Below are 14,709 nucleotides of genomic sequence, written 5' to 3' on the forward strand. Positions count from 1 at the left end.
ACTTGAGGAAAAGCAAGCCAGACTTCTAAGTCTTAAAACTTGATTCAATCCCTTTCTAACAAACAAAGGGGCATAAACGAGTTTGAAATTGCTAACTCAATAGTTCTTTTAGGTAACTATTCCGCTTATGAGAGTGACTAGGTGCCTCGGTGATCTGCTTCATGTCATCACTACTACCAACGATATGGATTTCACTTTCAGCTCTCGTGATTGCCGTATAGAACCATGCTCTATCTACTATTCTTCCGTTTTGCAGAGCGATGATGATGCGTGGAAACTGTGACCCTTGAGCTTTATGTAGGGTGATTGCGTAACCCAACTCCATGCAGTCGAGAACGGATTGTGTTATCTCAACCTTTTCACCTGTATCTAGCGTCACTTCACCGTAACTATCCCCAGAAGGTTTGGCGTTAGTTAGTGTGCCAAGCGAACCGTTCTGAACACCTTTGTCGTAATGGTTCTGCGTGAATAGCACCGCATCATTCATGCGAAGGGGCAAAAAGAACTTATCCCCATTGATTTCGAACTCAAGGCTAGTGCTATCTGGGTTAACGGCTTGTTGGGTGAGCTTATTGATTTCTGATACGAGTGCCTTGGTTGGAGCCATGACGCGACTGTTTTCAGGACACTGTTGGTAAAGCTCACAACAGACTTTGGCAATGTCTGTTTTACTGGTTTCGTGAAAGTGTATTGCACCTGTACTTAATTGCTCAGGCGTCACACCTTGATTAATGAGCTTTGAGTATTCGGGGATACCCGTTGAACCTTCCTGTCTCTTAACGATATCTAGCATCGTATTCGCCACCGTTTTTGCTTCAACGATGTCTGCCAACACCTTGCCGCAGCCGATGGGTGGAAGTTGATCGGGGTCGCCAGTGAATATCAATCGTACAGAGGGGTGAATGTGATTCACAAGACGATACATGGTTGGCAAGTCAATCATACTTGCCTCATCAATCACCAGTAGGTGATTTGTTTTCTCGACACTGGGTTCTATGGGGTCTTCACGCAGCAATTTGGCAATAGTTGAGGTAACAAAACCGATGGACTCATGAAGTCTCATTGCAGCACGACCGCTGAGCGCAACGGCGTGTATTTCAAATCCAAGTTGATGGTAAGCCCTGAGAGCCGTTCTGAGTACCGTTGTCTTGCCTGTTCCTGCACCGCCCGTAATACAGCTTACCGAATTATCCAGACACGTTGTTACGGCTTCGATTTGTTTAGGGGTTAATTCGTAGGGAAGCTCCGCAACCGCAGAGCAATACGCAGCATTGGCGTTTTCATCAAACAAGTCATTCCGCTTAATCAGTATATTTAGCCGTTTGGCAACGACACTTTCCATCAGAAGTTGCGCCGTTGGATGGTAGGTTCCTGTGTCGGGGTTTAAAATGTACTGAGCTTTATCATGACCTGATTTGAACGCCTGAGTGACCAGTGTTTTGTCTCTTAATAGCTTGTTGAGGTAAGGGCGCACATTGGCATGAGTGGTATAAGTGTGACCTTTTTCAATCTCCTTGCGAATCGCCATTTCCAGAGCAGCGCTGAGCCTTCTTGGGTCATCCTTCGCAACATCGCTCTTAAAATCCGTTAACTTGATAATGTCTTCAATGGCACTGAACGAAAGACCAAAGCCCATTAAAGCATAAGGATTATCCTTGATAACATCGATGGAGGCTTCACCGTGATGCTTGAGTAGTCGTTGCTGCACACTGGCAGGGATGTTGTACTCGCTCATCCAGTTGCAATGAGCCAGATTTTTATATTTGGCGTACCCCTTAAAGAGCGCTTCCACTGAATCTTCACTCAAAATCGATGTCAGACGCTTTCTGGACTCTGGGGTGTCATTTCTCAGTGTGGCATGGAAGTCTTTACCCAAGAGCTGCCAGAGCGCTCTAGCTTTGCTTTCGCCAATACCCTTGAAGTCACTTTCTCTGGCGATAAATCGTATCAGTTGCTCACCTGTTTCGGGTAAAGTGCATTCAATATGCTTGGGTGATTCATACGTGTGCTGCTGCATTACATAATCACCCATCTCCATATTTTCTATCTGTCGAGCACCTCTGACTGACCAATGCTGACCCAGCGTTGGAAGTACAGGGATGCTATCGGGGTCGGCTTTGATGGTGACGTAATACTTCCCACTATTGGTTTTGTAAGAGTCTTTCGCCAGCGGTACACCGCTGAATATCACCATCTTGGTCGAGTGATAAGGGATACTGGTGACACGCATTTGGTCTTCATGCAAAGCGGTATTCATCGTGGCATCAACCCCATTTCGGATAAGGTTTCAGATAGCTCACCAAAGCGCTCAAGTCGCTTTTCAAGCTCCTTGACCTTGGCTTTCAATTCAATGTTCTCAGCTTCTAATGACGATACCCGCTTTGAATCGAGAAGCTTTCGATTTGCTGTGTTGTCATAGGCTTGAGGTTTGCCCTCATTCTTCTTGGCAGCGTCGGTCAACGGTGGCAGGACACCTTTACCGCGCAGCTCATCTTCTAAGGCTTTGAGTGCTTTCTTGAGGGCAGGATTTTGGTTTAAAGCCGATTTTCCACAACTAATACCCTTTGCCACTTCAATGCGATTAAGCTGACCTCTAAACACGATTTGTTTAAACTCATCGTCCGTCTGTGTGGCTTTCCAGACCTCAAATGCCTCAAGGTTTTGTTGCGCTTTCTGCTGCCCACTTGCCATTAGTCATCTACCTCACCCAATAGCTTACGAAGCCCTGTGACAAAGCCTCTAGGGAATACTTCGCTATTGTATTCCATGTCTTTTACCTGACCCGCCTGAGTAGTTTGCCAGTCGTTCTTTTCCATACATTCATCAGAAATTGCATACGCTAAGGCTTTTTTCTCTGATTCGGTGAGTACGCCTGATAGGGATGGCAGCACTTCAACACTTGGCTCTGCGGTGGTGTCAAACTGGCGCACAGGGCGTTTGTCGATGGTAATATTGGCGTGTTGCTTGAGCAAATTAACCTCTTTGCGGTAACGGTTACGCTCCGCAATAATTTGACCAAACAAGGCGCGTACCGCAGGGTCTGGGATGCGCTCTAGCAGTTTATTATCCGCAGGGATGGATTTAGACCGTGAGGTGTTGGATAACGGTTTCTTGGTATTGGTATTGTACTTTGCCGCCCATGCTTCGATGAGTGTTCGGTAGTGCTTGTTACGGGTAGCACGCAACGCCTCATACGCCACCCCGCCATTTTCGACAGACACCCGCCCAATTTGGGTAATGGAGAAGTCACGCTGACCTGATTCTGCATAGGCTTTCAGCGTGACGTTGAGCTTATCGAGGTTTTGCTGCGTACGAGGCACTTTGCCTTCTTTTAAGTCAGCCAGAATGACTTCAATATCGAGTTCCATTAGTCCTCCAATAAGTTCGGTAGTGCTATGCCATCAAGATTAATGGCTTTATCAGTCAGTGCCTGAATACCCTGAGAGAATAGCTTGTTATCAGTCAGGTATTCACCCGCTTCGATGTAGCTCGCTACCTTGCGGTAGCCTTCCAGCTTGTCGTCAGGGTCGGCAATTTTCGCCATTTGGCGCAGCATGGCATTGGCGGCGATGAGTTGTTGCTTGTCGTCCATTTCCATGAAAATTGGCTCAAAACTTTTTTTCATCAGTACACGACTGAGCTTGCGTGAGCGCTTTTCTATGGCAGGCGTTTTACGAAGTTCATCCTGTAAATCAGGATAGAACTCCGCATCATCACATATTAGGGAGAGGTGTAACAATTCAGAGTCGGTTTCGATAAATTTCAAGGCATGGCTGACATCTTGTTCAGAGCCAACCGCAATCAGCTTATCTTTGGCGTCATCCTCATTCCTGGCTTCTTCGACGCGAATGATTTTCTGAATCAGCTCAAAACACGCTACCCAGTCTTCGGCATATTCACTTGCCTCGACTTGTTGCTTTTCCCAGCGGCGCTGTAGAGTTTGCAGCTCATCGTGCTTGATAAACGGCTTGCCTTGCTCTTCACAGAAGAATTGTTCGTCTTTTAGGGCTTCCAGCTCACCTTCAATTTCCACCGATAGGTTAGCGGCCTGATGTGCTTTGTAGCTCAGTTGATTGAAGTGCGCATTAAGCGCAGGTAGGTAGCGTGCTTCGGTAATAAACCAGCGGCAGCGGATACAGTTTTCAGCGCCATGTGGCACGCTGGCATAAATGCGATTTGCAGAGGCTTTTGCATCTTTAATCAACTCGCCACCGTTCCAGCACCCGCCAAGCGTGCTGACTTCATCCGATTTGACGGTGTTGCCACCGACCAAGCACAACCCGCAGGAGCGCTCTTCCCAGCCAATCGGATTACGGTTAACCAATGCCGCCTGAATGCTACCCTCGCTGTGATACAACATCTTGCACTGAATTTGTTCCATCGAGGCATCCTTAAGGAAGTTGCGCACTGATTGTTTGGATTTGGCATCCAGTGCGCCATGCGCTTCGTCCATCTTCTCAGCCATAACCGATGGAGTGATTTTGTTGTAGTAGATGGTCATCAACAGGCGTGTATGTCCAGCTAATAGCTTAGAAATCACAGGCAGTGGCAATTGCGTGTCCATCGTATACGCCGTGATGAGTGAGACTCGCAAACTGTGTAAAGGAAAAAGTGTGGCAACTTTAGAACCTTCTTGAGTACCTTCAGGGTAATCCACAACCAGTTTTAGCCGTTCTCCGTTATCTAGGGTATTACCACGTTTTGCGAGTTGGTTTTCTAGCGTCAATAGGAGTTGATACCAGAAAGGCGCTACAGGTGCGTCTGATATTGGTTTATATTTATCTTTGCCTTTGGCTGATGCATCCCGAAATAAGAATGCAATTTCCCCCATACTTTCTAGCTGTGTTTTCGACTTTTTATTACCCGTGTGCTTTGTTAACAGTGTAGTGCAATCGGTAGGTTTTGTAATCGGGTTGTATTTTTCTTGCCAGTTACGCAGTTTCTCAAGCCAGTACAGCACTTCCTCGTTTTGCCAAGGGAGGATATAACCACGCTCTAGCTCATCTTTGTTTTGATCCGCAGTCTTATTGGTGTTGATATACAAGCCTGTAGAATACAGCCCAGTCATGGTGTCGTGAATACGGCGGAAGATGCCTTTTCCGAACGGGCGCTTTTCGCTGCCAAGTGCGAAGTCATGTTGGGTGTTCACTACCCATTGACCGTTTTCATAACGCCACGTATCGGCTTCGCCACTATCGAGTATTCGCACCTGATAGGTACGAAGCGGCAGGTGGAGTTTCATGAAAATCACCATCGCTTTGACAGGCGACCAGATTTGATGGACGGTGATTTTCTTCTTCCCCTCTCCTTTAATATGGCGAGTCACCTCTTTGGTGCGCCACACACAATCAGGGTCGGACCCATCAATCAGCTCTGGCTCGACTTCAAACCAGTCACCATCGCCACCTCTTTCTCCTTGCCCTGTTTGCTGTTGCGCCCATGTCCAATGCTTGAAATGGCGATAATGATAGGCAGGCAGCAAGGTTTCACCGTCCTTGAGATTTTGCTCAATGACGGTGAGTTCAGTTTTATCAGGCAACGGACAAAGGATTTGGCGTAAGTCCTGAATGTAACGATACGGCAAAGGATTACGGACGGTTTCACTATGTAAAACTTGTCTTTTAATTTTACTGAGTGGGTTTTGAAACGCAGGTACTAGGTTGCCATTATCATCCTCGACAGAACAATGATGTTCAATAACAAAATCGATGAAGTCAGCAGGAATATTTACACTCGCTTGGATTTTATTTGGGTCATTGAGCGTATTTTTACCCAGTCTCTCCAGCTCTTCACTAGAACATAAATGTCCTTCATAACCATTGAAAAATAAATCTAGATTACTAATTGCATAAGGTGCACATTTAGCAATATAAGACTCAAAAAAGCGTGTCAGCGACCATAGTTTAGGGTCAATCGCTGTGTTTTGTTCTGCCATCCACTCCGCTGCCAACTCCTGCCATTGTTGCCACTCAGCACCAAGTGTGGTGAGCATCCAAGAGAAGGATGAATCCGATGAACGTCCGTCATTTTTTCTCGCCATTATTTACCTCTCAATTTTGGATGCTTGCCTGTGAAATAGCCCTGCGGGTCGACGTCATCAAACCCATGCTCAACGAGTGCTTTCCAGTCGAGCGCTTTGACTTTGGATTCAGGGTTTGCCAGTTGCAACGTCGCTTGGGTCAGTTCATCAGAGATTTCCTGCTGGCCTTTGCCTGTGTAGGGGATTTGTGAGTCTAGGGACTTATGGTGCATACAGCGTCGAATTACCAACGGGTTCAATCCTGAACGTTCTAATCGTCTGCCGTAATTATGGCGATGCCCATGTGGATCTAAGCCTTCTGCCTTGCTCGGCTCTAAACCAATGCGCTTCAAGCCGTTGGCGTAGTTATCATGGAAGGCGTTGATGGTGTAAGGGTTGCCGAAGGCGCTGTGATGAAAAGAAATAAACGCATAAGGGTGGTGACAGTCGATGCTGGCACGGTACTTTTGATAGTTTTTCCAAAGTGACATAAATACTTTGCCGTAGTCGGTTGGGAACCACTGAACCTGTATGTAGTTATCTTTATGGTCAACCACGCGGTTTTTCCAACCAAGATGTGCTGTGCCTTTCATGCGCTGGCGAGGGATACGCGCATACTTTTCTTTTAAGTACGTCTCTCTATTTTTATTTTTAGAGCGAACGTCAGGGTCATTTGGCGCTTTGCCATCGACTTCATTGTAAATTCGAACAATTGCACTATCTGGGTTATAGGGATCTTCAAACACATCTGTCACCCAAAGGGTTAAAGCTTCACTTTCGCGTAACCCGCCACCGTGCATGAGAAGGAGTATTAATTTGTCCCTGAGTGCCACTCGTGGGTCGCTTGCGCCACCGATGCCATTTATATAAAAATCTTCCCAATGTTTTTCAGGAAAGGCGATAGCATCATCCACGGTTTTAGTCAGAGGAGTGCGCCCCTTGATGATTCGCGCTTTACGGATGGTTTTGTTGACGGTCTTATCTTCAATATGACCAAGGAAATCATTTTGGTTTTTTCGATACCATGCAGCGTAATTCAATCGCTGCTCATGCGGGGTAGCATCGCGCAAAGGGTTCATCGACGCAGTGCCTTGCTTTTTTGCTAACCAATCGGTGAATGCCGTCAGTCGGTGAATATGTTTATTGACATTACTGGTCGAACTGGGCACCCAATACAAACCTGATGGATCAAGTCCATCTTCACCAATCGTTCCTGTATACAACCGCTTAGAAAAGGTCTGAAAGAGCAACTTCGGATCGTCAAACAACCCTCTATTTGCTTCCATATAATCCAGCAACAAGGACACCGCTTGAATAAACCCATTCATGACGGAGTTACTCACACCGTCTGCCTCTAGCTTGAGTAGGTAGTCTGTGACCGTACTTAACTCTCCTTGCTCAGTTAGCAAGATAGGCAGTTGGCTTTTGATGCCCGTATTGTCCTCTACAATCGTTGCTCTAACTTTTACTGATGACAAACTAACCTTCCGTGTACATATTAAACATATAATACACTATAGTCCTATGTTGTGTATCGAGCAAGAAAAAGGCAGATTTCTCTGCCTTAATACACAATATACACTCTTTAAGTTACTATATATAACTATTTGCTCACCCTTTATATCTATCAGTTGTCGTTATTTAATTCAGCTTGCTACTGCGTGTAGGTAAACTTTTTACGCAACTTGATATCAGCGACAGACGCGCCAATCATCACTTCAAACTCACCCGTTTCAGCTAACCAATCATTGGTTTTTATATCCCAAAAAGATAAGTCTCGGGTGGTTAAGGTGAAACTCACTTGTTTGCTTTCACCGGCTTTTAACCACACTTTACTAAAGCCTTTTAACTCTTTGGCAGGTCGTGGGACACTGGTATCAATATCATGCAAATATAACTGAGTCACTTCAGCGCCATCGGTTTTACTGCTATTAGTTATTGTTGCAGTAACAGTCATTGTGTCATCAGCTTTAATATTATCAGTTGAAAATTGAATGTCTGAGTAAGTGAAGTCGCTATAGGATAGACCGTGGCCAAAAGGAAATTGTGGGGTGATATTTTGTTGCTCGAACCAACGATAGCCAATAAATACACCTTCGCTATAACGTGACTCCGTTTCGTTATAATCATTGAGGGCAATTGGCGCTGTATCAGCGAGTTTTTTCGGTAATGTTATCGGCATCTTTCCGCTTGGGTTTTTATCGCCAAATAGGATGTCAGCATAAGCATGTCCCGCTTCCATACCGCCATACCAGCCCCATAACACAGCATTTGCATCATCTGCCCATGGCATTTCTACCGCTGAGCCTCCAATCATAAATACCACGGTATTTGGGTTCGCTGTTAATAGCTTAGCGATGATTTCATCCTGTTGACCTGGCAGCTTCATATCAGGGCGATCAATAGATTCACGATCATCAGCATGGCTTAAACCACCAAAATAAACTACTGCATCAGCGTTTTTGGCTGCGGCGAGATATTCTTTTTCAGAATTATATAAGCTGTTAGGTGTTTCCCAGCCTAAGGTCACCGTTTCATCACCTTGGTAAGTTAGGCTAAATGTATAGGTTTCACCTGCGGTTAGCTTGATATCTTGGCTTAACACTTTTGCATCAGTGACCTGAGTAGTGCTAACTAAGCGGTTATCATTAATGGTTAACGATACTTTGCCGCTACCTTTAATCTTTAAGGTATGGTTACCCGTTTCCATAGGCTTAATGTTAGCTTTGATTTCGATTATTTGCGCTTTGCCCTTGGTATCAAACTGTGGGTCTGCAATCCATGATTCACTGCTTAATTGCTCCATCTTGGTATCGGTAAAATAATTAATCTGCCATGACGGTGTTCCAGTCCAATGTCGTGTGGTGAGGTAATCATTGGGAATGGGCATAAATTGACTACTGGCAGGGCGCATGTGTTCAATCTTTACCTTGCCATCTACTTGCTCAAGCTTAGCTTTAAGACCATCAAGTGGGCTTATTTCATACAGCGCTTTTACTTCTGATGAGCCGCCACCAAAACCGTGACGCTTATCGGCATTAGGGCCTAAAACCAGAATGTTTTTTACCTTGCTGCTATCCAGTGGCAATACGCGATTATCATTTTTTAACAGGACAACACCGTTGGTGGCAATGGTTCTTGCATCATCACGATGCGCCTGCGTATTGCGCTCGCCTGATAAACGTTGTTTATCCATCATACCGATACTGAGCTGAACTCTTAGAATACGGCGAACCTTATCGTCTAATTCAGCCTCAGGCACTTTGCCCGCTTTGATCATCTCTAATAGCGGCTTTGCTAAAAAGTATTCATCGTAACTGGCTACGTCAGTACCCATTTCGATATCAAGGCCATTCATGGCGGCGTCATAGGTGTTGATATCAACATTCCAATCGGTGAGAAGTACGCCTTCGTAGCCCCATTCACCTTTTAAAATGGTTTTAATGAGATGCTTACTTTGATTAGCATTAGTACCACGAAATTCATTATAAGCGCCCATAATCGCGTGCACATTAGCGAGCTTTACTGCGGCTTCAAATGCCGGTAAATACACTTCACGTAAGGTACGTTCATCGGGTATGGCGTTAACGCCAGTGCGGTTTAACTCTTGCGTGTTAAGGGCATAATGCTTGGCTGTGGCGCCAACATCATTGGCTTGAATGGCTTTAATTGTCGGCACTACTAGTGCGGCTGCCAAAAAGGGGTCTTCACCCATATATTCAAAGTTACGCCCATACAAAGGTAAACGGGCTAAATTTACCCCAGGGCCGAGGATTAAATCCTTATTACGATGGCGGGCTTCTGCGCCTAAAACATTACCGTGTAAGCTTGCCATGTGCGGGTCCCAACTTGCTGCAACAGCGGTTAATGGCGGCAAGTAAGTGGAGTAGTCATTGGTCCAGCCAGCAGGCGCCCATGAGTTTCGGTCGATTTCATATCGGACACCATGGGGGCCATCTGACATCCACATTTCATGAATATTTAATCGCTCAATAGCAGGGATATGAAATTTACCGCCAGCGTGCACCAGTGAGACTTTTTCTTCTAAAGTTAGCTGCGGTAAAAGGCGCTCAATTTCAGCTTCTACATTGGACAAACGATGTTGTAAGCGTTGTTGTTCACTTGCTGGTAAAACCGATAAGGCGTGAGTTTGTGATGAAGCTTGAGACTGCGATGAGGCATTCACCGAAGATGCAACAACACTTGTTGAAACACTGATAAGGCTTGTTGCAGCCGCTGTGAGTGTTAACGCTAGCTGAACTTTTTTTGTAAGCGCTTTCATAGCTGTTGGTGTTTTCGGTGTCATCACAGGCTCCTTGCTGGATTGGCTTATGTTATTAATGTTTTAGTCATGTACTCGTTTGTACAATCTTAGTTTGTTAGGTATTGGGACATACGGCTTGTTCAATAACTGACTTGGCGGATAATTACTGTAGACATTATTCGATATTAATAAAGATATTAGCGGTTAAGCGACCTGTTTCAGGGCTGCTATCAATATCAGTGTTTGGATCAACCAAGGTTGAATGTAATAGGTTACCTGGGTAAATCACCAAACGGTGTTGCTTGTATTCAATTTGATGGTGTTGCTGATAATACTCATTACTTTCGACAAAATACTTGGCAGGTTCAGGCGCTATTTGCTGTAAATAAGGCTCTGCAGCATTGAAATATTGCTGCATATTATCTTTGGTAATACGCTCATAACCGCTAGGTTTATGCTTAAAGAAGGCTGTTGCGCCGTGGGGTTGATCATTTAAATACTGCAATATGGCAAAATAATAAGGCGCTGGTGTATCAAAATGCGGGATACGTTGCAGGGTAGTTAGACTTTCTGGTTGGCGATTAATTAACGAAAAATAAGTCGTTTGGGGTTTAATTCGTAAATTGATTGGGACTTTATAAACATCATAGATAAGTTGAAACACATGATTAAGCACTTCAATCACATAATCTTTAGGTAACTTAGCCCTTACTCCCGGGTAGTAAGAGCCCATATCGAGATTAAAATCAATTTGACTGGCACAGGCCTGAAGCTCAGATAAATCAGCAGTAAAGTCATCAATCACAATGACTGGCGTCTTTAACTCACCAATATAAACAATTTGTGGTTTAAGAGGTTTATTAACCAACACCATAGAGTTTAAGCTCTTAGCGCTAGATGACGCATCTTTAGCTGGTTTTACATCGGTCATAGTGTGCGAATCCGTTATCAACTTATTTATTCATCGATGAGTCAAACTTAAATGATGTTTGATTTGCAATAATGCTGCACAAACTCATAATGATCAGGCAAGTTGGCCACTTTTTGCTTAACCTTCATTTTAATGTTTCCTAGAAAATGTTCTAGCTCCTCATCTTCCATCATATCCACAATCGGGTGATATTGTTTCGGCGCTAGACCTTGGCCCATCATCACTTGTATCCAAGAGCTTTCACCAAATAACTCATTGCCGTGTTTGTAGACTTTGCCTGAAGCATCAAACATGTCGATGCGATGTTGCAATGAGGCAGGTACGTCCATGCTCTTACAATGACGCCAAAAACGAGTATCAACTCTGTCAGTCACTTTATAATGCAAGATAATGAAGTCACGAATGTTCTCGGTTTCTGTGCGAGTTTGCTGATTAAACTCATTGATATCTTCTTCAACAATGCCTTGTGAGGGGAACATTTGCAGTAGGCGAACGATCCCTCGCTGAATCAAATGAATGCTGGTGGACTCTAGAGGCTCTAAAAAACCAGAAGACAGACCAATAGCGACACAGTTTTTATCCCAGGTTTTACGGCGACTACCAGTGCGGAACTTAATTACTCGTGGATCCGTTAACGGCTCACCTTCAATGTTTTCCATTAACGTGGCTTTAGCATCTTCATCACTCATAAACTTGCTGCAAAAAACAATACCATTACCGGTGCGGCTTTGCAGCGGAATGCGCCACTGCCAACCTGAGTCTCGAGCAATCGAGCGGGTATAAGGAATGGGTTTGTTGACGGTTTTGGTTTGCACTGCAATCGCGCTATCACAAGGTAACCAGTGGCTCCAATCGTCAAAGCCTGCGTTAAGTGTTTGCTCAATTAATAAGGCTTTAAAACCAGTACAATCGATAAATAAATCACCTTCAATCACTTCACCTGACATCATGGTTAGTGCACTGATATGGCCGTTTTCGTCGTGCTGCTGCACATCTGATATTTTGCCTTCAATGCGTTTTATGCCATGTTGCTCAGCAATTTTACGCAAGAATTTTGCATATAAGGTGGCATCCATATGATAGGCGTGGTTGTAATCTTGATTGGGTAATACGGCAAATCGACCTTCGCGGGCGGCTAAATGTTCGGTGCAATAATCACCAATTTCACTGACTAGCCCACGTTGCTGACCCTTAAGCCAAAAATGTTGAAAACCACAAGCCCAGCAATCTTTGCCTAAAAAACCAAATGAGTGAATATAATCTTTGCCGACGTCATGCCAGTTTTCAAAAGAAATGCCCAGTTTAAAGGTGGCATTGGTGGCCGCCATGACATCTTGTTCTTTAATGCCTAATAAGCGATGAAAAATATGCAGGGTAGGGATAGTGGCTTCACCGACGCCCACAGTGCCAATTTCATCAGATTCAACTAATACGACTTCAAGGTTTTTACCTAATAACTTAGTTAATGCCGCCGCTGTCATCCAACCTGCGGTGCCGCCGCCTGCGATGACGACTTTTTTAATGGGTTTATTTGGCATGTTCATTGGCATTCCTTAAAATTTATTTGCTACTAACAATATTTTTATCAAGTTCTAATTTAATAATAATCAGATAGTTATCGTTTTAGTTTATTAATTAAATCAGCTCTTAATTTTCGGGCATTCAGTTCATCTAGCGGTTTGGTTTGCATCCCTTGGGCGTCTTTAGGGATGTGAGCTAAATCGTCGTCATCATGGTCAAATACATAATGCTCAAACATGGCTTTCCATGCTTGGCGTTGCGCTTTTGGTAATGAGCGTAAACTCAGCATCGCCAAGGCGAGGGCATTATTGGGTCTACCTAAATAACCTGGAGTGTCACGCCACCAGTGGGTAATAAGCACATTAAAGGCTTCATTACCTGCCACATGGTGCCACCACATACTTGGGACATAGAGTACGTCACCAGCTTCTAATTCAGCTGTTTGGGAGGCCGCTAATGCGTGGGTAAATTTAGGGAAACGCTCATAGTCAGGATTATCGAAATCCACCATGCTAATTTCTTGTCCGCCGGGGGCAAACTCCATCGGGCCAATATATAAATTGGCCACTTGTTCTGGCGGGAAAAGAGTAAAGGTGCGTTTTCCGACAACATTACAAGCGAGGTTTTGTGGAAAATCAAAGTGGGCAGCGATGCGAGATTGATTACCGAGCCACACACTGGTGAGTGGTTTTATGGGTTCGATATTAACGCTATTTTCAGCCGCAAGTCCGGGCAAAAAATGGTTTATCTCGGTTGAGCCCATATAAATACTTGGCGGTAATACATCATCCTGATGAGCAAATAACTTATCAATCACTTGTCTTAAGTTGAGCTGGCTGGCTTGGTAATTAAAGCCATTGACCTGCTCATTATAAAAAACTCTGCCTTTGTGTTCAGGCGCAACATAATAGGCAGTAACCGGCGTTTCTTGATAAAAAGACAAAAGGTAGTCAGCGGCTGATTTAGCAGAATCTAAACCTGCCTGAACCAGCGGCCAATGGCGGCAAGCACCTTTAAAAATGATAGGCTGAACGGTGTTTTCAATATTCATTGCCTCAATCACAGCTTGAATATCTTCTAATGGACAATCATCTATGACTTTTACCGTCTGCTTTGCTGTCTGATTTAGTTCCTGATTTAGTGCCATGCTCATTACCTTACATCTCATCGAGTACTTAATTTTTCTATAAATCTAAGTCAATCAGATTTAGCCATTTTGAGCATTTTTAAAATTAAGTAACTGTCTGATATTAGATTGGGATGCAAGCGCCATGTAGATAGCATTGAGGTAACCATGTTGATGTAACTCACCAAGGGTTTCAGCTGATAAGGCCGCTAAGGTGTCTTCGTTAATGGTATAAAAGCCGATCATTTGATGCTTTTCACCGTTATCTAATTGTACATCTAGGGTGAATGACTCCAGTAATTCTAATTTGATTAAGGTATCGATGAACTGTTTACTGTCACTTAAACCATGGTGAATCGCCTCAAGCATATCGCCTACTTCATCTAAATAGGGGGTATTACCACCATAAGGGAAAAATAAGGCTTCGCCTTCAGTTTCATTGATCCGAGGGTGGTTAGGGTCGAGGTGGATCACTCGTTGCACCTGCTCAACGCCATCTTCAGTCACTTTTTGTTGACCAATTAGAAATGGCTGACGACGCACGGTTAGTGGGATATATGATGCATTCCATTTACCATCTTGTAAGAACAGGTTTTCTTTGTGTTGGAAGCCAAATAACGCCACCGAATAGAATTGACCCGTTTGGCTGTCTTTTTGAAAAAAGATCGGATAATTAGCCTGCACACTGCGAAATTCTAACGGGAAAGTTACCGTGTACCATAAATTATCACCGTACTTTGCTGAGCGCTCAGTGATGATTTTCAAATCTTTGTGGTCGACGCTATTGAGTAATACTGGTTTGTTCATGCTGACATCCTAATCAAGTACAGTCATTGCTGTTTATGTTG

10 protein-coding genes are annotated in these 14,709 nt (G+C 44.3%); all 10 read right to left on the reverse strand.

Annotated features, from left to right (window positions below; translation table 11 throughout):
- Positions 1-91: 91 nt before the first annotated feature.
- Positions 92-2,257, reverse strand: coding sequence for an AAA family ATPase (locus tag Q4557_RS18215; protein WP_303414548.1), 2,166 nt, complete (start codon positions 2,255-2,257; stop codon positions 92-94).
- Positions 2,254-2,691 carry a VPA1267 family protein gene (locus Q4557_RS18220; protein ID WP_303414551.1) on the reverse strand — a complete coding sequence of 146 codons (438 nt, stop codon included), beginning with the start codon at positions 2,689-2,691 and terminating at the stop codon, positions 2,254-2,256. The genes Q4557_RS18215 and Q4557_RS18220 overlap by 4 nt, the downstream gene beginning before the upstream one ends.
- A complete protein-coding gene (gene gmtX, locus Q4557_RS18225) occupies positions 2,691-3,368 on the reverse strand; it encodes a gamma-mobile-trio protein GmtX (RefSeq protein WP_303414554.1) in 678 nt (225 codons plus the stop codon). The genes Q4557_RS18220 and gmtX overlap by 1 nt, the downstream gene beginning before the upstream one ends.
- The gene (locus tag Q4557_RS18230; protein WP_303414557.1) at positions 3,368-6,040 is read right to left on the reverse strand and encodes an integrase family protein; all 2,673 of its coding nucleotides are present in this window, start codon (positions 6,038-6,040) and stop codon (positions 3,368-3,370) included. The genes gmtX and Q4557_RS18230 overlap by 1 nt, the downstream gene beginning before the upstream one ends.
- The gene (gene gmtY / locus Q4557_RS18235; protein ID WP_303414559.1) at positions 6,040-7,497 is read right to left on the reverse strand and encodes a gamma-mobile-trio recombinase GmtY; all 1,458 of its coding nucleotides are present in this window, start codon (positions 7,495-7,497) and stop codon (positions 6,040-6,042) included. The genes Q4557_RS18230 and gmtY overlap by 1 nt, the downstream gene beginning before the upstream one ends.
- A 176-nt stretch (positions 7,498-7,673) precedes the next feature.
- Positions 7,674-10,325 carry a glycoside hydrolase family 3 C-terminal domain-containing protein gene (locus Q4557_RS18240; protein ID WP_303414561.1) on the reverse strand — a complete coding sequence of 884 codons (2,652 nt, stop codon included), beginning with the start codon at positions 10,323-10,325 and terminating at the stop codon, positions 7,674-7,676.
- A gap of 133 nt (positions 10,326-10,458) precedes the next feature.
- Positions 10,459-11,214 (reverse strand): DUF6445 family protein, encoded by a 756-nt coding sequence (locus Q4557_RS18245; protein WP_303414564.1) that lies wholly within the window; start codon positions 11,212-11,214, stop codon positions 10,459-10,461.
- A gap of 47 nt (positions 11,215-11,261) precedes the next feature.
- Complete coding sequence (locus Q4557_RS18250) at positions 11,262-12,752, reverse strand: tryptophan halogenase family protein (RefSeq protein ID WP_303414595.1); 1,491 nt, start codon at positions 12,750-12,752, stop codon at positions 11,262-11,264.
- A gap of 77 nt (positions 12,753-12,829) precedes the next feature.
- Entirely contained in the window at positions 12,830-13,882 is a 1,053-nt protein-coding gene (locus Q4557_RS18255; RefSeq protein ID WP_303414567.1) for a cupin-like domain-containing protein, read from the reverse strand.
- A 60-nt stretch (positions 13,883-13,942) separates the two neighbouring features.
- Complete coding sequence (locus Q4557_RS18260) at positions 13,943-14,668, reverse strand: SapC family protein (protein WP_303414570.1); 726 nt, start codon at positions 14,666-14,668, stop codon at positions 13,943-13,945.
- Between the last annotated feature and the right edge of the window lie 41 nt (positions 14,669-14,709).

The organism is Shewanella sp. 5_MG-2023 (genome assembly GCF_030547465.1).
In the GTDB taxonomy this organism is placed as follows: Bacteria; Pseudomonadota; Gammaproteobacteria; order Enterobacterales; family Shewanellaceae; genus Shewanella.